At 62.3% G+C, this 18,506-nt stretch carries 21 protein-coding genes; 8 read left to right on the forward strand and 13 right to left on the reverse strand.

All coding sequences use genetic code 11. The features are described 5' to 3' along the window. Positions 1-6: 6 nt before the first annotated feature. From NKH91_RS05600 to rpmG, 5 genes are all read left to right on the forward strand, one after another. Positions 7-741 (forward strand): NUDIX hydrolase, encoded by a 735-nt coding sequence (locus NKH91_RS05600; protein WP_352844175.1) that lies wholly within the window; start codon positions 7-9, stop codon positions 739-741. Between the two features lie 16 nt (positions 742-757). Then, entirely contained in the window at positions 758-1,933 is a 1,176-nt protein-coding gene (locus NKH91_RS05605; protein ID WP_352844177.1) for an MFS transporter, read from the forward strand. Positions 1,934-2,042: 109 nt separating this feature from the next. Beyond that, positions 2,043-2,504, forward strand: a complete 462-nt coding sequence (locus NKH91_RS05610; RefSeq protein ID WP_352530866.1) for a YqfO family protein — start codon at positions 2,043-2,045, stop codon at positions 2,502-2,504. Positions 2,505-2,555: 51 nt separating this feature from the next. Then, positions 2,556-2,924, forward strand: coding sequence for a YybH family protein (locus tag NKH91_RS05615; protein WP_352844179.1), 369 nt, complete (start codon positions 2,556-2,558; stop codon positions 2,922-2,924). Positions 2,925-3,194: 270 nt separating this feature from the next. Continuing rightward, on the forward strand, positions 3,195-3,362 hold the full coding sequence (rpmG, locus tag NKH91_RS05620) for a 50S ribosomal protein L33 (RefSeq protein ID WP_006201775.1): 168 nt from the start codon (positions 3,195-3,197) through the stop codon (positions 3,360-3,362). A 68-nt stretch (positions 3,363-3,430) separates the two neighbouring features. Here the strand turns inward: rpmG and NKH91_RS05625 are convergent, their stop codons facing one another. The 8 genes from NKH91_RS05625 to NKH91_RS05660 form a co-directional block, all read right to left on the reverse strand. After that, entirely contained in the window at positions 3,431-4,498 is a 1,068-nt protein-coding gene (locus NKH91_RS05625; protein ID WP_352587004.1) for an ABC transporter ATP-binding protein, read from the reverse strand. Positions 4,499-4,502: 4 nt separating this feature from the next. Next, positions 4,503-5,351, reverse strand: coding sequence for a carbohydrate ABC transporter permease (locus NKH91_RS05630; protein WP_023720109.1), 849 nt, complete (start codon positions 5,349-5,351; stop codon positions 4,503-4,505). Next, positions 5,351-6,274, reverse strand: a complete 924-nt coding sequence (locus NKH91_RS05635) for a carbohydrate ABC transporter permease (protein ID WP_352814544.1) — start codon at positions 6,272-6,274, stop codon at positions 5,351-5,353. The genes NKH91_RS05630 and NKH91_RS05635 overlap by 1 nt, the downstream gene beginning before the upstream one ends. A 215-nt stretch (positions 6,275-6,489) precedes the next feature. Continuing rightward, entirely contained in the window at positions 6,490-7,767 is a 1,278-nt protein-coding gene (locus NKH91_RS05640; RefSeq protein ID WP_352844182.1) for an ABC transporter substrate-binding protein, read from the reverse strand. A 30-nt stretch (positions 7,768-7,797) separates the two neighbouring features. Next, a complete protein-coding gene (locus NKH91_RS05645; RefSeq protein WP_352844184.1) occupies positions 7,798-8,985 on the reverse strand; it encodes a PLP-dependent transferase in 1,188 nt (395 codons plus the stop codon). Continuing rightward, positions 8,982-9,716 (reverse strand): FadR/GntR family transcriptional regulator, encoded by a 735-nt coding sequence (locus NKH91_RS05650; RefSeq protein WP_352844186.1) that lies wholly within the window; start codon positions 9,714-9,716, stop codon positions 8,982-8,984. The genes NKH91_RS05645 and NKH91_RS05650 overlap by 4 nt, the downstream gene beginning before the upstream one ends. A gap of 463 nt (positions 9,717-10,179) precedes the next feature. Beyond that, positions 10,180-11,553, reverse strand: a complete 1,374-nt coding sequence (locus NKH91_RS05655) for a PleD family two-component system response regulator (protein ID WP_023720114.1) — start codon at positions 11,551-11,553, stop codon at positions 10,180-10,182. A gap of 33 nt (positions 11,554-11,586) precedes the next feature. Then, positions 11,587-12,003, reverse strand: a complete 417-nt coding sequence (locus NKH91_RS05660) for a response regulator (protein ID WP_348625950.1) — start codon at positions 12,001-12,003, stop codon at positions 11,587-11,589. Positions 12,004-12,176: 173 nt separating this feature from the next. Between NKH91_RS05660 and NKH91_RS05665 the strand changes: the two genes are divergently transcribed. Then, a complete protein-coding gene (locus NKH91_RS05665) occupies positions 12,177-12,476 on the forward strand; it encodes a DUF3572 domain-containing protein (protein WP_023720115.1) in 300 nt (99 codons plus the stop codon). Positions 12,477-12,542: 66 nt separating this feature from the next. On the opposite strand, the gene NKH91_RS05670 is transcribed toward NKH91_RS05665, so the two are convergent. The 3 genes from NKH91_RS05670 to NKH91_RS05680 all read right to left on the reverse strand — a co-directional run bounded on the left by NKH91_RS05670 (position 12,543) and on the right by NKH91_RS05680 (position 14,704). Continuing rightward, positions 12,543-13,049, reverse strand: coding sequence for a hypothetical protein (locus NKH91_RS05670; protein ID WP_352844188.1), 507 nt, complete (start codon positions 13,047-13,049; stop codon positions 12,543-12,545). Positions 13,050-13,087: 38 nt separating this feature from the next. Then, positions 13,088-13,816, reverse strand: a complete 729-nt coding sequence (locus NKH91_RS05675; protein WP_352844190.1) for a hypothetical protein — start codon at positions 13,814-13,816, stop codon at positions 13,088-13,090. A gap of 312 nt (positions 13,817-14,128) precedes the next feature. Beyond that, the gene (locus tag NKH91_RS05680) at positions 14,129-14,704 is read right to left on the reverse strand and encodes a GNAT family N-acetyltransferase (protein ID WP_352844192.1); all 576 of its coding nucleotides are present in this window, start codon (positions 14,702-14,704) and stop codon (positions 14,129-14,131) included. A gap of 68 nt (positions 14,705-14,772) precedes the next feature. On the opposite strand from NKH91_RS05680, the gene NKH91_RS05685 reads away from it, so the two are divergent. Then, positions 14,773-16,101 carry a DNA polymerase IV gene (locus NKH91_RS05685; protein WP_023720118.1) on the forward strand — a complete coding sequence of 443 codons (1,329 nt, stop codon included), beginning with the start codon at positions 14,773-14,775 and terminating at the stop codon, positions 16,099-16,101. A gap of 5 nt (positions 16,102-16,106) precedes the next feature. Here the strand turns inward: NKH91_RS05685 and NKH91_RS05690 are convergent, their stop codons facing one another. Continuing rightward, positions 16,107-16,613, reverse strand: a complete 507-nt coding sequence (locus NKH91_RS05690; RefSeq protein WP_352495357.1) for a hypothetical protein — start codon at positions 16,611-16,613, stop codon at positions 16,107-16,109. Positions 16,614-16,787: 174 nt separating this feature from the next. Here NKH91_RS05690 and NKH91_RS05695 point away from each other — a divergent pair, with 174 nt between their 5' ends. Next, entirely contained in the window at positions 16,788-17,669 is an 882-nt protein-coding gene (locus NKH91_RS05695; protein ID WP_352495358.1) for a DMT family transporter, read from the forward strand. Between the two features lie 9 nt (positions 17,670-17,678). Here NKH91_RS05695 and NKH91_RS05700 read toward each other — a convergent pair whose 3' ends face one another. After that, positions 17,679-18,482, reverse strand: coding sequence for an ion channel (locus NKH91_RS05700; RefSeq protein ID WP_352482189.1), 804 nt, complete (start codon positions 18,480-18,482; stop codon positions 17,679-17,681). Between the last annotated feature and the right edge of the window lie 24 nt (positions 18,483-18,506).

Consider the following 18,506-nt stretch of genomic DNA (forward strand, 5'->3'; position numbering starts at 1 on the left):
GAGCGCATGGACGTTATGACCAAGGCGGAAGTCGGCAAGGTTGAGCGGATCGCGCTCGACGCCAAGCCTATACGCCCGCGCGACGCCGCGACGCTGATCCTGCTCGACCGCAAGGGCGACGAGTTCCTGGTGCTGATGGGCCGGCGCCACGCCCGTCATGCCTTCATGCCGGGTAAATTCGTGTTTCCCGGCGGCCGCACCGATCCGGCCGACAGCCGAATTCCCGTAGCCAGCGCACTTCATCCTGACGAAGAAGCGAGATTGACAGCCGGCATCGGCCGCACCAGCCCGGCCCGCGCCCGCGCCATCGCCTTGTCGGCAATCCGCGAAACCTATGAGGAGGCCGGCCTGCTGATCGGCCAAAATGGCACCTTCGCGACCGCCAAGCGCGACTGGCAGGGCTTTGTCGAGCACGGCGTCATCCCATCACTGCAACCGCTGCGCTTCATTGCACGCGCCATCACCCCGCCCAACCGGGTGCGCCGCTTCGATACGCGCTTTCTCGCCGCATGGCGCGACGACGTCGCCGTGGAACTGCCCGGCGGCGGGCCGACCAACGAGTTGGAAGACGTCGTTTGGCTGCCGCTGGCCAAGGCCAGGCAAGTCGATATTCCAGACATCACGCGCACGGTCCTGGAGGAGCTGGAAACGCGGCTCGCCCAGGATCCGCTGCTGAGCCCCGGCGGTCCCGTGCCGTTCTACCGGCTTGTCCGCAATCGCTTCGTCCGCGAAATTCTCTAGAGCAGCCAGGCATTCCATGACAGTCGATACCCAGCCGCAGGGCAAGGAACGCGTACACTGGCTGCCGATGGTCGCGGCGATCTCGTCGATCAGCGTCGTCGGCATTGCCATCGGCCTTGGCATGCCGCTGCTCAGTGTGATCCTGGAAACGCGCGGCCATTCCGCGTCGATGATCGGTCTCAATACCGCGGTCGCAGGCCTCGCCTCGATTGCCGGCGCGCCGCTCGCCACCCCGCTTGCCGTGCGATTCGGCGTCGCCTGGACGATGCTTGCCATGATTGCCGCCGGGGCGCTGGCTTTTGTCGGTTTCCATTTCGCGCCAGCTTTCTGGATGTGGTTTCCGCTGCGCGTCCTGCTGCATATCGCGCTGACGGTGCTGTTCATCCTGTCGGAATTCTGGATCAGCACCTCGGCGCCGCCGCACCGGCGCGGACTGGTGCTCGGCATCTATGCCACCGTGCTGTCACTCGGCTTTGCCGCCGGGCCATGGCTGTTCGCCCATCTCGGCAGCAGCGGTTTCCTCCCCTTCGGCGTCACCATCGCCTTGGTTACGCTCGCTGCCATACCGGTCCTGGCGGCGCGCAACGAAAGCCCAACGATCGTCTCCGACGGCGAAACCAGCAATTTCCTGCGTTATATCTGGCTGGTGCCGACGGCGACCGCCGCTGTGCTGGTGTTCGGCGCGGTTGAGACGGGCGGATTTGCGCTGTTCCCGGTCTACGGCAACCGCATCGGCTATTCAGAGGCGGACGCCGCCCTGTTGCTCACCATGATCGGCCTCGGCAACGTGCTGTTGCAAATCCCGATCGGCATGATCAGCGACCGCGTCAGCGACCGCCGCTATCTGCTGATGGCCTGTGCCACGGTCGGGCTTGTCGGCACCGTCTTTATGCCGTTCTTCGCGCAGAATTGGCACTTGATGGCAGCGCTTCTGTTCGTCTGGGGCGGCGTGGTCGCCGCCATGTACACGATCGGTCTGGCGCATCTCGGTTCCCAGCTTTCCGGCCACGAACTGGCCTCCGCCAACGCCGCCTTCGTGCTTTGCTACGGTGTCGGCATGGTGCTTGGCCCGCAGGCAATCGGCATCGGCATGGATGCTTTCGGGCCGTCGGGCTTCGGTTGGGCGCTCGGCCTGTTCTTCGCCTGCTATATCGTGCTGGTTGGCACCAGGCTGCTCCGCAAAATCCTCTGAGTGGGCCCGCTGCCGACATTGCTCCCACTGCTGACTAACTACTGACACCACCATGTCAGGAGCGCTCGCGTATATGCTCCCTCAAAGTGCATAAGCAGGGAGACCTCGGATGATCGACAGTGGCTTTGAGACGAAATCGCTGCGGATGGAATTGCTGCTGCTGGTGACCTTTCAGGCACCGGCCGCCGATGTCGACCGCATCATGGAGGCGGTGGTCGCGATCGCGCCGCTCAGAATGGGCAAATATGACAGCAATGCCTTTCAGTCGGCAGACGGCATCGAGCGCTATCGGCCGCTGGAAGGTGCCGCCGCCGGCGCCGAGACGGAATTGCGCAGGCGGCCGGGGACTGTCGAGGTGTCGTTCGAACTGCCCGACGACCAGAAGCTCGCCGCTCGCGTCGTCGAAGCGATTTACCAGGTTCACAGCTATCAGGAGCCGGTGATCCGTATTCAGCCACTGCTTGCCAGCCGCTCCAAGGGTCTCGACGACCGCGCCAACCCGAACCGTTGGTGGAACACGACGGGAGATTGGAAGAAGGCGTTGCAGCCGGAAACCGTCGCGGCGGAGTGAGCGGAACCCGGTCGTATCTCGGTTTGAATTTGGCTGTCAGGAAGCCTGCCAATGAATGATGAAGCAAATCGCAAACCAGCAAGCGATCCCCAGGATCTGGCGCGGCTATTGGTCTCTCGCGAGCAAGCGGGAGACGCCGAAGGAATGGCTGCTCTTTACGAACCCGGTGCCATCCTCGATACCGGCAACGGACAGTTGGCCTGCGGCAGAGACGCCATCAGCCGATTTTACGCCAAGTTGGTGGCAGCGGGACGAAAGTTTGATCTCGGAGATCAGCGTCCGGCTATCATCAACGGGGATTTGGGGCTTACGTCCACGCGCCTTGCCGATGGCACCGTGACTGCGGAAATCGCTCGCCGGCAAAGTGACGGGAACTGGCTTTGGGTGATCGATCAGCCGTCCATCGCTCGATACTCATAGCCAGCATTCAAACTGAGACGCCGCCCGGAGCCTGCTTACGACGGCCGAAGCCACACAGGAGCCTCATCCCCAGCCTCACTCGGCCGGCAATAAACCCGGACAACTCACGTGCTACCTAATCCGGACAACTCGCCTGCTTACGACACAGAACCTGGACAAGGGTTGACTTTCCGGGCGCGTTCTTTATGTGTCGCGGCAAGTTTCCCGCGTCCGGGTGTTTCCCCGTGCTCCAGCGGCCAAAACTCCACGAACATTTAACGGACGAACATCATGGCCAAAGCCGCAAACATCAAGATCAAGCTTCTGTCGACCGCCGACACCGGTTTCTTCTACGTGACCAGCAAGAACAGCCGCACCAAGACGGACAAGCTGTCGTTCCGCAAATACGACCCGGTCGCCAAGAAGCACGTCGAGTTCAAGGAAACCAAGATCAAGTAATCCGGTTTTCTCTCGCAGTACCGAAACGCCGCCTTCCGGGCGGCGTTTTTCGTTTCGGGGATGCAGGACTAGCCGATGCGATCACCGCTTGCCGGATCGAACAGATGCAGCGACGCCGGGTCGGCCGACAGGCGCACGGCCTCACCCGGTTTCACACTGGCCCGACCCATGGCGAAGACGCACACCTGCTGGCCGGCAAGCTTGGTGTAGAACTGGGTCGACAGGCCGAGCGGCTCCACTACGCCCACCTCGCCTTTCAGCGCGCCATTGTCGGCAAGCCGGATATGCTCCGGCCGTAAGCCGACGGTGATCGCATCGCCATCCCTGAGCGGCAACCCGTCCGGCAGCCGCAGCTTCTGGCCGTCGGCCAGTACGGCATCCGACTTGGCGGTCTTTTCAACCACGGCAGGCAGGAAATTCATGCCGGGCGAGCCGATGAACCCGGCGACGAACATGTTGACCGGCCGGTCATACAGATCGAGCGGCGCACCGACTTGCTGGACGAGGCCGTCATGCATGACGACGATACGGTCGGCCATTGTCATTGCTTCGATCTGGTCATGGGTGACATAGACCGAAGTGGTCTTCAATTGCTGGTGCAGCGCCTTGATCTCGGCACGCATATGGACGCGCAGCTTGGCATCGAGGTTCGAAAGCGGCTCGTCGAAGAGAAAGACTTTCGGGTCGCGGACGATGGCCCGGCCCATGGCGACGCGCTGACGCTGGCCGCCGGACAATTGCCGCGGCAAGCGTTGCAGAAGCGCATCGAGCCCGAGCCGCTTGGCGGCACCGTCCACCCTTGCATCGATCGCCGGCTTGCCGGCCTTCCTCAGCATCAGGCTGAAACCCATGTTCTTCGACACGTCCATATGCGGATAGAGCGCGTAGGACTGGAATACCATGGCAATGTCGCGGTCCTTTGGCGCGATGTCGTTGACCAGGCGCTCGCCAATATGGATTTCGCCGTCGGAGACCTCCTCCAGCCCGGCGATCATGCGCAGCAGGGTCGATTTCCCGCAGCCGGACGGGCCGACCAGGACCACGAACTCGCCGTCGGCGATTTCGAGATCGACCGCGTGCAGGACGCGCACGGCTCCATAGTCTTTGCGGACTTTGTCGAGTGTGACGGAGGCCATCGATCTATCCCTTGACGGCACCGGCCGTAAGACCGGTGACGAGGTAGCGTTGCAGGAAGGCAAAGAACATGCAGACCGGGATCAGCGCCAGGATGGAAGCGGCCATCATCTGCCCCCAGTCGACCGCGAATTTCCCTATATAGGTGAGCAGGCCGACCGCGAAGGTCTTCTGGTCGTCGCTGGAAATCAGCATCAGCGCAAACAGCAACTCGCTCCAGGCGGCGGTAAAGACGAAGCCGAGCGTCGCGCCCATGCCGGGCAGCGTCAGCGGCACGATCACCTTGCGCATCGCCTGCAGGCGCGTGCAGCCGTCGATCATGGCCGCCTCTTCCAGGTCCCGCGGAATGCCATCGAAGAAGGACTGCATCAGGAACGTCGCAAAGGCCGTATTGAAGGCGGTGTAGATGATGACGAGCCCGGTCAGGCTGTTGATGAGACCGATCTGCCCCATGATGCGATAGATCGGCGGAATGACCATCACCAGCGGAAAAGTCTGGGTGAGCAGAAGCAGGATGGCCAGGGTCGCCTTGCCGCGGAAGGAAAATCGCGACATGGCGTAGCCGGCCAGCGTGGCAATGACCGTTACGAAGGCCGCCGTCGACACCGAAACGATAACGCTGTTCAGGAAGTAGCGCGGGAAATCGGTGGCTTCGAGCACGGTGACGAAGTTCTGCAGCGTCGTTTGCGACGGCCAGAAAGTGATGCCTTCGGAGTAGAGCAGCCGCTCCGGCGTGACCGAGATCTTCAACGTCCAGAAGATCGGGAACAGCGCGAAGGCCATATAGGCGCCGATGGCGCCGTAAAGGCCGATGCCGCCGAGAACGCGCGAGGAGACGGAGCGTCCTGCAATCATCAGACGTGCCTCACCAGCGAGCGGCGGATGCCGATCAGTGCAATCGCATAGACGATGAGCAGCACAAGCAGCAGCACCGCCACTGCGGAGGCATAGCCCTTGTCCAGCGACTTGAACGCGCTGACGTAGATATAGACCGGCACTGTGGCGGTCGAACCGGCAGGCCCGCCTTCGGTCATGACGAAGATCAGGTCGGCGAAGGTGGCGATCCATATCGTGCGCAGCATGACGGTGATGACGATGGTCGGCGCCAGGAACGGCAGCGTCACCTTGGTGAAGCGCTGCCACGGCGAGGCGCCGTCGATCGCCGCCGCCTCATGCAATTCCGAGGGTATCGACTTCAACGCCGCCAAAAGCGTGATGGCAAAAAAGGGAATGCCGAACCAGACATTGGCGACGATCGGCCCCCACATGGCTGTCGAGGGATCGGAGAGCACGTTGGTCGGCTCGGCTTTCAGCCCCAATGCATAGAGCCAGTGGGGCAGCGGCCCGATGATCGGATTGAACAGCCAGGCCCAGGTCAGGCCTGACAGGAAGGACGGCACCGCCCAGGGCAGGAACACCACCGCCTGCACGATCTTTCTGCCCCGGAACGGCGTGTCGAGCAGCAGCGCCAGGCCAAGGCCGAGGAAGAACTGGAAGAACAGGCTGGCTGCCGTCCACCACAGCGTGTTGACGAGCGCCTGCGCGAGCACGGGATCCGACAGCATCGCCTGATACTGCCCAAGCCCGACATATTCGGATTTGAATGCCGAGAACTTGCGGAACGAGTAGCCGATACCGATGACCAGCGGCACCAGGAGCACGACGACCAGCAGCACGATAGCCGGGCTGAGATAGAGCCAGGGCTCGATCGCGGCATGGGATAGCCGCTTCTTTCGCGGTCTGCCGGCGGAGCGTATTTCGGACACGGCATAGGTCATTGGTGCTGGATTGTCTCCTGAAGCAGCGTCGAGGACAGCGCCCTTCTCCCAGTTTACGGGAAAAGATGCCGGTCCACCCTCCGCAGCTGCAGCGCAGCTGCTGCGGAGGACGGGCAGGCAGATGAGAGCCAGCACGAGCCACGACGGGTTGGCGCCGCCCCTCATCCGTCACTTTGTGACACCTTCTCCCCGTGAACGGGGAGAAGGAAGAAAAGCTATTTCTTGTTCTTGGCCAGCCAGTCCTGCTGTTCCTTGGTCAGGAACTTGGCCCATTCGTCGGCCACGTCCTTGGCCGCCTTCTGGCCAAGCAGCACTTCCTGAAAATTCTTGATCGCCACCTGGTCGACGAAATTGCCGAGGTTTTCCAGATGCGTCGGCGGCGTCACCATCTCGTATTTGTCGCCGTTGTTCAGTTCTTCGAACCAGCCCTTGAACTGCTCGGTCCTGAAGTGAGCGTCCTGGTCGGCGCCGTTGTGGATCGGAATGACGCCGACTTCCTTTGCCCATTCCAGATTGTCCTTGGGCGACAACAGCGTCGCCATCAGCTTCCAGGCATCGTCCTTGTGCTGGGAATTGGCGAACATCGCCCAGCCGGCATAACCGAGCGTCGGATAGGATTTGCCGCTCGGCCCGACCGGCATCGGCGCCACGGCGAAGTCGTCGGCGCTCATCTTGTCGGCGATGCCGAGCAGCGCGTCGGGATCCTGGTTCAGCATGGCGCAGGTGCCACTATAGAAGCCGGTGACGGTCTCGTTAAAACCCCAGCTCACCGCATCTTTCGGCGCCAGGCCATTCTTGTACATGTCGGCGAGCATCTGCAGGCCCTTGACCGAGCCTTCCTCGTTGATGGTCGAGGTGCCGTCCTCGTTGAAATAGCCGCCCTTACCAGCGGCAATGTTCATGAACATGTGCATGCCGTTGAAGGCGCCCGGGCCACCGCGCAGGCAGTAGCCGTATTTGCCCGGTATCGCCGAGATCTTCTTGGAGTCCTCGACGAATTCGTCGAGCGTCGACGGCGGACCGTCCAGGCCGGCCTCCTTGAACAGCTTCTTGTTCCAGAACAGCGCGTTCAGGTAATAGCCGTAAGGGATCATGTACTGCTTGTTGTCGACCGTCGAGCCGAACTGCTTGGCGCGCTCGCCCAGCGTTTTGGCATCGTCCCATTTGGCCATGTATGGCCCGAGGTCCTCGAGCTGGCCGTTGGTCGCGTAGAGGCCCATCCAGCGTTCCGGCATCTCGACGATGTCGGGCGTGTCGCCGGCCTGCACCATGGTGAGGAACTTCTCGAACGCCTGGCCCCAAGGCAGCGATACGAGCTCGACCTTGACGCCCGGATTGGCCGTCTCGAACTCGGCGATCTGCTTCTTGAGGAATTCGGTACGCGGCGGGCTGGTAATGACCTCGACCATCTTGACGGTGGAATCGGCCAGCACGCTGCCGGCGGAAATCGCCAGACCCGCGACGGCACCAAGAAGGATGCTCAGTTTTTTCATGTTCAGCACTCCCATTTTGAACGGCTCCTTTTATCTTTTTGCTCTGTCGAAGGCCTGGGCGACATCCGCCCACAGGTCTTCGACACTTTCCAATCCGACACTGAAGCGGATGGTTCGCGGGCTGACGCCGAAGCGCGCCATCGAATTCAGGCCCGGCGTCTGCTCGAGCGAGGCCTTTGCCGGAACGACCAGGCTCTCATGGCCGCCCCAGCTGACGCCGATGCGAAAGAGTTTCAGCGCATCGACGAAAGCCGGGATGTCGACGTCTTCCGTCACTTCGAATGAGAACAGCCCGGCATAGCCGGCAAGCGTCGCCTTGCCTGGATGGTTGGAATAGGCCGGGTGGTTGACCCGCTCGACATGGCCATGCGCCTTCAGCCGCTCGGCGATGGTCAGCCCGCTCTTCATGTGGTGCGGCAACCGCAGCGGCAATGTGCGCAGCCCGCGCAGCAACAGCCAGGCCTCGAAAGGCGAAAGCTTGCCGCCGAGATAGGAATAGGTCTGCTCGTTGATGTGTCGGATATGGGCAGCCGAACCGGCCACCACGCCGGCGACTGTGTCGCTGTGGCCGCCAAGATATTTCGAGGCGGAATGCAGCACCAGGTCGACGCCATGTGAAATCGGCTTCTGGAACACTGGCGTCGCCCAGGAATTGTCGATCGAGGTGACGATGCCCTGCTCTTTGGCCAGCCGTGCCAGCTGCGTTATGTCCTGGAGCTCGAACATCATCGACGTCGGGCTTTCCAGGTAGAGCAGCTTGGCGCCGGGAAGTGCTGCGGCGACCGCGTCCGGATCGGAACCGTCGACATAGTCGACCTTGATGTTGAGCCGAGGCAACAGCCGTTCGAACAGCCGGTAGGCATCGCCGTAGCAGTTGCGCACGACGACCATTCGCTCGCCGGCACTGACGAAAGCAAGCACCGTGGCGCTGATCGCTGCCATGCCGCTGGAAAAGCCGCGCGCGGCTTGCGCGCCTTCGAGGGCGGCGACACGCGCCTCGAACTCCATCACCGTCGGGTTGTCGCCACGCGAATAGATCGGCTGGCGTCGCCTGCCGGCGAATGTGTCGGCCATCTCGGCATAATTGGCGAAGGTGAAGAGCGAAGTCTGGTAGATCGGCGGGACCACCGCACCGCCGGGAAAAGGCTCATCATGGGCGAGAAGCGTCGCAGCCTCGGCGAGATAGTCGTTTTCGAAACCGGCGGGATGGTCGTTCATTTCTGGCCTGAGAGTTTGAGTTTGGCCGCACCGCGTTTCAGATCGTCCTCGACGGTGGCGATCAGCTTCAGCGCCTCGGCCCGGGCTCCCTCCGGATCGTGCGCGGCGATGCGTTCGAAGATGGTGCGGTGATAAGGGAAGCTGGCGTGGCCGAAGTCGCGCACGCCGAGCGGATGTTCCCAGAAACGGTGGAACAGCTCGTGCATGGCGGCGATGATCTGCTCGAACAGCGGATTGCCGGAAGCGCGGTAGATCGACTGGTGGAATTCCCAGTCCTCCTCCGCCGACATGCCGGCGCGCGTGTGGAAGGCCTGCTCCATAATGTCGAGCTTGCGCCCGATCTCGACGAGATTTGCCTGGCCGGCGCGAACGGCGCAAAGGGCGGCTGCTTCCGCCTCCAGCGCGCGGCGGATTTCCAGCGTCTGCATCAGGCTGGTGAAATCATTGCCGCCGGCCAGCGTCAGCGGCATGTGCAGCATGTCCAGCGACACCACTCCCTTGAGATAAGTGCCGCTGCCTTGCCGCCGCTCGACCAGGCCGAGCCCTTCCCAGCGCGTCAGCGCCTCGCGCACGGTGTTGCGGCTCACCTTGAGGCGCTCGGCAAGGATGCGTTCGGTCGGCAGTCTCTGGCCGGGCCCGAGGGCTTCCCGCATCACAAAGCCGGCCAGGGCCTTGAGCACCGCGTCGTCGCGAGCAGTTGCCTGTATGGGCGAAAGGCCGAATTCGGGCATGCCAACGGGTCACCAAAAATGGCTCAATGGTCCAACCAATTTCTGCATAGAAGACAGGCTCTGTCAATCGGCTGCAGGCACATGCGTACCGCCCCCAGCGTGCTGATCAAAAGGCGGCCTACCTGTCACGGCAAAAAGCCAGCATTTTCTGGATGCTGACACAGAGTCCTGATGTGTTTTGAAATTGGGAGCCGGCCGGCGTTTGGCAGCGGTACGAGGAGGCCACTATGTGCCAGCGCCGGCCGGCCGACCCCACGGACCCAGGAGATGCGGCGGACCTGAGCATCATGGGGTATTCTTCGGGTCGAACCGGCGATCTAGCCTCGTGCCGGTTACGTCTAAGGGCTGCACATTTGCGCACCAACTTATGAAAATCAACAGTTTCTTAACCAAGCCTCGCAAATCGCTTGGATTAAGGTAAATTCGTAACCTTGTCGCGTTGACTGGCTAATTGGTGTCCGGGCTATGCCGCCTTGGCGACGACGCGATTGCGGCCGCCGCTCTTGGCCTCGTAGAGCGCGAGGTCGGCGCGTTTCATCAGCGCAGCGACCGTATCCACCCCTTTCAGCACCGACGACACGCCGACGCTGACGGTGACTTCGATCGCTTTGCCCTCGCTGCCAACGGCAAACGGCAGTTGGGCGATTTCGGCGCGAATGCGCTCGGCTACCTTTTCGGCTACCGCGCCGTCCGTGTCCGGCATCACCACCACGAACTCCTCGCCACCGAAGCGGCAGGCCAGGTCGATGCCGCGCACATTCTTGCGCAGCCGCCGCGCGAATTCGCGCAGCACGTCGTCGCCGCCGTCATGGCCATGCGTATCGTTGATGGTCTTGAAGCGGTCCAGATCGGTGATCATCACCGACAGCGGCCGGCGCCGTGCCACGGCGCGGTCGAACAGCGTCTGCAGATGGCTGTCGAGATAGCGGCGGTTGTGCAGGCCGGTCAGGGCATCGGTCACCGCCATCTCGATGGTCTGGGTGACGCTGGCGCGAAGCTGGTCGTTGTAGCGCTTGCGGCGCACCTGCGTGCGCAGCCGCGCGGTCAGCTCCTGCTGGTCGATCGGCCGCATCAGATAGTCGTTGATGCCGAGTTCGAGGCCGCGGATGATGCGCCCCTCCTCGCCCTCGTCCGCCAGAAGGATGATTGGCAGGAAACGGGTGCGATCGAGCGAGCGCAATTGCGAGCAGAGCCTCAGCGGGTCGAAATCGGCGAAGGCCGTCGAAATCATCACGCATTCGTAGGGCAACTCGGCAGCCTGAAAGAAACCGGCATGCGGATCGGTGGCGACGTCGAGATCGGCACTGCCGCGCAGCATCTTCTGGATGCGCTCGAAGGAGGATTTGCGCTCGTCGACCAGCAGCACCTTTGGCACCGCATCGTCGGCCGCGAAGTTGCGGCTCAAAAGCTCCTCGATGCCGATATTGCGCGTCGTCGAGGCACGCAGCCGCAGCTCGTCGGTCAGCGACTTCAGCCTGACCAGGCTCTTGACGCGCGTCATCAGCTGCAGATCGTTGACCGGCTTGGTCAAAAAATCGTCGGCGCCGGCCTCGAGGCCTCGCACCCGGTCCGAAACCTGATCGAGCGCGGTGATCATCACGACCGGGATGTGCGATGTCGCCGGGTCACCCTTCAGCCGCCGGCAAACCTCGAACCCGTCCATATCGGGCATCATCACGTCGAGCAGCACGACGTCGACCTTGCCGTTCTCGCAGATCTCGATCGCATCCGGCCCGTTGGTGGCGGTCAGAACCTCGAAATATTCGGCGAGCAGCCGAACCTCCAGCAGCCTGACATTTGCTGGGATGTCGTCGACGACGAGGATCCGCGCGGTCATTTCACAAAGCTCCGGCTCGGCTGGAAAGATACATCAGGCATCGCCCAGGTAGGATTTGATGGTTTCGATGAAACGCGGCACCGAGATCGGCTTGGAAATATATGCCTCGCAGCCGCCCTGGCGAATGCGCTCCTCGTCGCCCTTCATCGCGAAGGCGGTGACGGCGATGACCGGGATGACGTGGAGATCATCGTCCTCCTTCAACCATTTGGTCACCTCGAGGCCGGACACTTCGGGCAGCTGGATGTCCATCAGGATGAGGTCCGGCCTGTGCTGCCGCGCCAGATCCAGCGCTTCCAGGCCGTTGCGTGTACGCACCGTCTCGTAGCCGCTCGCTTCGATCAGGTCGCGAAAGAGCTTCATGTTGAGCTCGTTGTCCTCGACGATCATAACCTTTTTAGGCATCGATTTCCCGTCCCGGCTGGCCTTCCACTCGAAGGGTGCCGTCATGCGCCCCTTGTCGGCACGCACCAAACCTGTTCCCACTATACGGCAATATGATTGACGAAACGGAAACCGGCCGCCGGAAAAGCGTTCGGATTCCAGGTCGGCGAGCTTGCTGCCGGCAACACTTGCCACTACTGCGAAAACAGAACGATTCCGCCCACGAAGGAAAAGTAGCGATGGCAAACGCAGCGTCAATGCGCGAGGAAGCCGAAACCATTGCCGTAAAGGCGTTGGGCTTCGTCGCCGCCGATCCGGAACTTCTGCCCCGCTTCCTGGCGATCACCGGCATCGAGGCCCATTCCATCCGCCGGGCGGCCGGCGAGCCGGGTTTCCTGGCCGGCGTGCTGCAGTTCATCCTCGCCCACGAGCCGACGCTGATGCGTTTTTCGGAGGAAACCGGCACGCCGCCGGCCGCAGTGGGCAAGGCGTTGCGGGCACTGCCGCTCGGCGACGACAATCATGAGCATTCGACATAAGCCACGATGCCGAGACTGCGGGCAGATCGAAGAGCCTTCCGCAGACGATGGGCCACTGCTGGTGCTTTATGGCGTTGCCTCTTCCCCACTGTTGTCCGTCCCAACGGGGTCGGCCGGCTTCAGCATGGCGCCGTTGACCGTCACCGAACCGTCGGCTTTGGTGTTGATCACCCATTCAAGCCGGCCGTCCGGCAGCGTCTTGCCAAACCCTTTGATCGCCAGCGCGCCGGTAAAATACTGCGCGGCCTGCGGGTCCGTCTTCGCCGCCGTCTGCAAGGTCTCCACGATCTTGTCGTAGCCGGTGATGTCGATTGTCACGTCCGCACGCGGCTTCTTGCCGGGGAAGGTCATCTCGCCTTCCATCGCAATCTCGATGTTGCCGTTCTTGATCGTGCTGTGTCCGAGAATGGCCTTTGGCGTCTTGGCCAGGAAATCGGCGGAGATCTGGTTGCCGAAATCTGCCGGCAGCGGTGGATCCTTGCTGAAATCAAGGGTTTCGATGGTTTTCTTCGCCATGCTGTCCAGATCGATGTTGGCGCCGCCGAAGTTGAGGTCGATATCCGTCGGCAGCAACGCAACGCTCCAGCTGGGCAGCACCTGCTGCGGTATTGTCAGGCCTTGAACGCGTAGTTGATCTTGCCTTCCTTGGCGATGCCGTCCATGCCGACAGCGGTATTCAGTTGCGTCGCACCGAACTTGCCGACCGGACTCTCCACCACAAGGTCCTTGAAGCCGTAGGTGCCGTCGATCCGCTCCCACAACGGCAGTGCTGCCGTCAGAAGCGATTTGAACTCCGCCCCATCCGCCTTGAATTTGGCTGCATCATCAGTCGCCACGATGAAAGCAAGCAGGTCGAGCAGCGGCTTTGTCCGCAAACCCTTGCCGGCCGCATCCACAGAAAGTTCAGGCGCTTTTACAGCAGCCGGAAAACTCAACCCACTTTTGGGATCGTTGACTTTGATCGTTTCGGCGAAGTTCGTTATTTTTTCCGTCACCGTGAAATCGACGCCGCCGTTTGCGGATTTGGTCGAAACTATTACGGCAGTGCCAGGACCGACCGTGACATCCGCCTGCTGCTTGGGCTCTCGGGTGGTCATCGTCATGCCAGCCATCGAACCGGTTGCGCTCGCGAAAGCGGCCAGGTCGGGGTCATAAACTCCGGTGAACTTGTTGTCCGACACGGAGAAGTCGATGTGCTGCGCCCCCTCAGGGCCAACGAAATCGATAGACCCCTTCGGGGACACGTCCGCCGAAACGTCCCAGTGTCCATCTTTGCGCGGCTTGACCAAGATGAAGTAAGGCGTGATGTCGAACTTGAAGGCTTGCTGCTTTGCCATCAAATCCGTGACTGGCTTGAAGTCGAATGCGAGCTTGTAGGCATCGCCGTCGACTGAAATTTTCACGAACCCGATATCGAACAGCTTCTTTCCGATATAGCGCGCCAGATCGTCGGAAAGCTGCTTCGCCCCTTGCCTGTCGACCGCTTGGCCGAAGGCCGGTCCGCTGCAGGCAAGCAGTAAAACAAGTGGCAAAACGCGCTTCATGTCGATCCTCACTTATTCGCGGCCGTCAAACCGTTTCTATCACTGGTAGGGAATTACCATCACAACCGCAAGGCGAGCCGGACGGATCGATGTCGCCCGCGGCATTGCCTAAAGCACCAGCCGCACCAGCGGCCGGCCCGGCTTGCGCTCGACCAATCGCTGGAACCCGGCCTTTTCGAAGACCCGCGACGAGCCGACGAACAGCCCGATCGAGCGCGAATCCTTCGATAGATCGATCGGGCAGGCCTCGATCAGCCGGGCACCATTTTCCCGTGCGAAGTCGATGCCGCCTGTGACCAGGCGGTGCGACAGGCCCCTGCCGCGTGCCTTGGCGCGGATGAAAAAGCAGGAGATCGCCCAGACGTCGGGATCGGTGGCATCGGCGGCGGAGAGCGGCGCCGACCCCCTGCCCTGGTTGTTCCATTCGGGCACGTCGGCGCGCGGGCCGATCTGCATCCAGCCGACTGCCCGGCCGTCCTCGAAGGCCAGCAGGCCGGGCGGCGGCCCGGCCTCGATCCGCGCCTTGATATGATCCTTGTTGCGCTCCCGGTCGCTCGCGCGGCGCGCTGCCGGCGACAGCCGGAAATGTGTGCACCAGCAGCCGTAGCAGGCGCCTTGCTTACCGAAAAGATCTTCGAAATCCGCCCAAAGCTCGGGCACTAGCGGCGCTATGGTCGTATTCATGAGCTCTCTCCCGGCCCACCGCCTTGTCGTGGCGTCCGTCCTGACGTACCATTGCATTTGTTCTCTTTATGTTCGCAGCGATGGCGGCCCCTGTCAACAATCCCGAACACGGTTTTTGCCGCGACTGCCTGAATTTTCAGCGCAGCGAGGCACGCCGTTGCGAGCGCTGCGGCAGTCCGCGGCTTGCGCGCCATCCCGAGCTTTACCGGCTGCGCCTTGCCCATATCGATTGCGACGCGTTCTACGCGGCGGTCGAAAAGCGCGACAACCCGGCATTGAAGGACCGGCCGTTGATCATCGGCGGCGGCAAGCGCGGCGTCGTCTCCACCGCCTGCTATATCGCCCGCATCCATGGCGTGCGCTCGGCAATGCCGATGTTCAAGGCGCTCGAAGCCTGCCCGGACGCGGTGGTCCTCCCGCCGGACATGGAAAAATACGTCCGCGTCGGCCGCGAGGTGCGCGCCATGATGCAGGCGCTGACGCCGCTGGTCGAGCCGCTCTCGATCGATGAGGCCTTCCTCGACCTCGCCGGCACCGAGCGCCTGCATGGCCTGCCGCCTGCGGTGGTGCTGGCGCGCTTCGCTCTCAGCGTCGAAAAGGAGATCGGCATCACCGTTTCGGCAGGCCTGTCCTATTGCAAGTTCCTGGCCAAGGTGGCCTCGGACTTCCGCAAGCCGCGCGGCTTTTCGGTGATCGGCGAGGCCGAGGCTATCGGCTTCCTGGCCGAGCAGCCGGTGACGCTGATCTGGGGCGTCGGCAAGGCCTTTGCCGCCACGCTCGAGCGCGACGGCATCCGCACCATCGGCCAGCTGCAGCGCATGGAACGCGGCGACCTGATGCGCCGCTATGGCGTCATGGGCGACCGGCTCTACCGGCTTTCGCGCGGCGAGGACGACCGCCGCGTCGTTCCCGACCAGGACGCGAAAAGCGTCTCGGCGGAAACCACTTTCGACACCGACATCGCCTCCGTCGAGGAACTGGTTTCGGTGCTGAGGGCGCTGGCGGAGAAAGTCTCGGCCCGGCTGAAAAAATCCGGCATTGCCGGACGCACCGTCGTCCTCAAGCTGAAGACCCAGGATTTCAAGATCCGCACGCGCAATCGCCAGCTCGGCGATCCGACCCGGCTGGCCGACCGCATCTTTCAGACCGGGCTCGAGCTGCTACGCAAGGAAGCGGATGGCACGAAATACCGGCTGCTCGGCATTGGCGTCAGCGATCTCTCCGACGATGACCGGGCGGACCCGCCCGACCTGGTCGACGTCAAGTCACGCAAGCGCGCCATGGCCGAAGGCGCCATCGACACGCTGCGCGGCAAGTTCGGCCGCAGGGCGGTGGAAACCGGCTATACCTTCGGCAAGGGCCGTGATGCGCACCCGCCCGAACCGATCGAGGAGTGATAGTGCTAAGTGCGCCGCAGATCGATCCGGCTGGTAATCACGCGCTCGCCGGTTTTCGGGTCGACGTCGATAACGGTCAGCCGCATGCCGTCCTCGCCATTCTTCTCGACCGTCATTTGCGCCTTGCGATCGCCATTGACCTCCTTGGCCCAGCGGATGCCGAGATTGATTGCGTTGCCTTTTCGGCTGCCGCTCAATTGCGCCGGCCCGGTGCGCGATCCGACATAGGTGCCGCTGTATTTCGTCCCGCTGGACCTGAGGTCCGCGCTGATGTCGCGCGTCACCAAGATAAGACCGCGGCAGCTGCCGTCGAGCGACAATGAGTTCGACGTCGCGTCGGAATTGAAGTGACAGGAGACATTCACCGTCGGCGCATCGGTGGTGACCTTGACGATGCCCTTGCCGGCGAAATTCCCCTGGAATGAGCGAAGAAAATCCGGATCGTCGGCATGCGCTGCGCCGGCCCCGGCCGTCAGGCAGCCGGCAAGTACAAATCGTGCGAGTGATTTCATCGGACCGCTCCTCGTTGGTATCCAAAACACGGCACGCAAACACTGAGGGACCAACGCTTCCCTCAGCGGCGGGTTCCGGCTTCAACATCACTGTTTGCAACGCTTCACGGCTGGCCCAGTCGAATGCGTCGGCTAGCGGTTGCGATGAAAGCCCCGGCTTGCGACATAGCGCCCATGGCACCCGCACCCTCGATCCCCAAGGCCGCGTTCTGGATGGCGCTGTCGATCGCCTCGTTCCTGGCGATGTCGGTCGCCGGCCGGGCCACGACGGCAGAGCTCAACGTCTTCCAGGTGCTCGAGCTGCGCTCGGTGATCGGCTTTTTCATCCTGCTGCCGCTGGTCATGATGTCAGGCGGTTTTGCGGCGATGCGCACCGGGCGTCCGCTGGCCCATATCGCCCGCAACGTCGTCCACTATACCGGCCAGGCTGCCTGGCTTTACGCCTTGACGCTGATCCCGCTTGCGGTGCTGATCTCGATCGAATTCACCACGCCGATCTGGACCGCCCTGCTGGCGGTCGCTTTCCTCGGCGAAAGGCTCTCCCGGCCACGGCTTGCGGCAATCGTGCTGGGGCTGATCGGCGTGATGATCATCGTGCGCCCGGGCGTCGGTGCGGTCAATCCGGGGCATGTTATCGTGCTGGGAGCCGCAGTCTGCTTCGGCGTCTCGGTGGTTCTCGTCAAGTCGCTGACGCGGACGGACAGCGTCGTGCGCATCATCTTCTGGATGCTGATCATCCAGTCGGTGCTTGGCCTCGTCCCGGCGCTATACGAATGGCGCAACCCGCCGCTCGAGCTCTGGCCGTGGATCCTGCTGATCGCGTTTACCGGCATGTCGTCGCATTTCTGCATGGCCCGCGCACTTGTCTATGCCGATGCGACGGTCATCTCGCCAATGGACTTTTTGCGCGTACCGCTGTCGGCGGTGATCGGATGGCTGCTTTATCACGAGCAGATCGACGCCTTCACCGCTGGCGGTGGCGCGCTGATCCTGCTCGGCAATCTGCTCAATCTGCAGAAAAAAGCCGCCAAACCGGCTGAGGTCGCAGCATCGTAGCCCTGCAATTCAATCGCCATCGTCGGGTATGTTCAGAACGTGCCCACAGGCCTTGCAATGGACGGCGTCGGGCTCGTGCCGCTGCAGCCCGCATTGCGGGCAAGGAAAGAACACCTTGGTGGGACGGAAGAGCGCCTGCGCAAGCCTGACGAACAGCGATATGCCGATGATCATGGTGGCGATCGCGGTGAGCTTGCCGGCCACGCCGGGCAGGACGATGTCACCGAAGCCGGTCGTGGTAACTGTGGCGACGGTGAAATACAGCGCATCGACATAGCCCTCGAGACCGCCCACGGTGCGGAAGAAGAAGGTGTAGACGAAGCCGGTGATGACAAAGAGGAACGTCAGGAAATTGATGACCGCGCGGCTCGCCTCGCGCCATCGCCTGAAGCCGCGCATCTCGAGAAATCGCCACAGCGCGCCGCTACGCGACAGCGACCACAGCCGCAGGATGCGCAAAAAACCGAGATTGGCCAGCGCCGTAGGCATCAGCAGAGTCAGCAGGATGAAGGCATCGATCCACGACGCCGGCTGTCTCATCAGGCGCAGCATGTCGTTGGAGGCAAGCAGCCGGGCAATCATGTCGGCGGCGACGAGTGCTGCCACGGAGTAGTCCAGCCAGAGGAACGAGGACGACTTCTGTATCACCGGCGTGGCAATAAAAAAGGCAATGATGGCGAGGTCGATGACAACAGCCGCAAGCTGAAACCGGAACGCCGCCGCTGTGCGCCCGTGATATAGCTTGCGCAGCATGTCGCGGAGCCGCGCCAAGGCTGAAGAATCCTGCGCTCCACTCTTGTCTATTGCATTCATGGCGACTGCGATAACGTTTGGGCC

The sequence above is a fragment of the Mesorhizobium sp. M0894 genome, assembly GCF_040319725.1.
Classification (GTDB): Bacteria; Pseudomonadota; Alphaproteobacteria; order Rhizobiales; family Rhizobiaceae; genus Mesorhizobium.

Excerpts from the sequence above, each read along its gene's own strand:
- NKH91_RS05600 (WP_352844175.1), top strand. The coding sequence starts at position 7 with ATGGACGTTATGACCAAGGCGGAAGTCGGCAAGGTTGAGCGGATCGCG.
- NKH91_RS05605 (WP_352844177.1), top strand. The coding sequence starts at position 758 with ATGACAGTCGATACCCAGCCGCAGGGCAAGGAACGCGTACACTGGCTG.
- NKH91_RS05610 (WP_352530866.1), top strand. The coding sequence starts at position 2,043 with ATGATCGACAGTGGCTTTGAGACGAAATCGCTGCGGATGGAATTGCTG.
- NKH91_RS05615 (WP_352844179.1), top strand. The coding sequence starts at position 2,556 with ATGAATGATGAAGCAAATCGCAAACCAGCAAGCGATCCCCAGGATCTG.
- rpmG (WP_006201775.1), top strand. The coding sequence starts at position 3,195 with ATGGCCAAAGCCGCAAACATCAAGATCAAGCTTCTGTCGACCGCCGAC.
- NKH91_RS05625 (WP_352587004.1), bottom strand. The coding sequence starts at position 4,498 with ATGGCCTCCGTCACACTCGACAAAGTCCGCAAAGACTATGGAGCCGTG.
- NKH91_RS05630 (WP_023720109.1), bottom strand. The coding sequence starts at position 5,351 with ATGATTGCAGGACGCTCCGTCTCCTCGCGCGTTCTCGGCGGCATCGGC.
- NKH91_RS05635 (WP_352814544.1), bottom strand. The coding sequence starts at position 6,274 with ATGACCTATGCCGTGTCCGAAATACGCTCCGCCGGCAGACCGCGAAAG.
- NKH91_RS05640 (WP_352844182.1), bottom strand. The coding sequence starts at position 7,767 with ATGAAAAAACTGAGCATCCTTCTTGGTGCCGTCGCGGGTCTGGCGATT.
- NKH91_RS05645 (WP_352844184.1), bottom strand. The coding sequence starts at position 8,985 with ATGAACGACCATCCCGCCGGTTTCGAAAACGACTATCTCGCCGAGGCT.
- NKH91_RS05650 (WP_352844186.1), bottom strand. The coding sequence starts at position 9,716 with ATGCCCGAATTCGGCCTTTCGCCCATACAGGCAACTGCTCGCGACGAC.
- NKH91_RS05655 (WP_023720114.1), bottom strand. The coding sequence starts at position 11,553 with ATGACCGCGCGGATCCTCGTCGTCGACGACATCCCAGCAAATGTCAGG.
- NKH91_RS05660 (WP_348625950.1), bottom strand. The coding sequence starts at position 12,003 with ATGACGGCACCCTTCGAGTGGAAGGCCAGCCGGGACGGGAAATCGATG.
- NKH91_RS05665 (WP_023720115.1), top strand. The coding sequence starts at position 12,177 with ATGGCAAACGCAGCGTCAATGCGCGAGGAAGCCGAAACCATTGCCGTA.
- NKH91_RS05680 (WP_352844192.1), bottom strand. The coding sequence starts at position 14,704 with ATGAATACGACCATAGCGCCGCTAGTGCCCGAGCTTTGGGCGGATTTC.
- NKH91_RS05685 (WP_023720118.1), top strand. The coding sequence starts at position 14,773 with ATGTTCGCAGCGATGGCGGCCCCTGTCAACAATCCCGAACACGGTTTT.
- NKH91_RS05690 (WP_352495357.1), bottom strand. The coding sequence starts at position 16,613 with ATGAAATCACTCGCACGATTTGTACTTGCCGGCTGCCTGACGGCCGGG.
- NKH91_RS05695 (WP_352495358.1), top strand. The coding sequence starts at position 16,788 with ATGGCACCCGCACCCTCGATCCCCAAGGCCGCGTTCTGGATGGCGCTG.
- NKH91_RS05700 (WP_352482189.1), bottom strand. The coding sequence starts at position 18,482 with ATGAATGCAATAGACAAGAGTGGAGCGCAGGATTCTTCAGCCTTGGCG.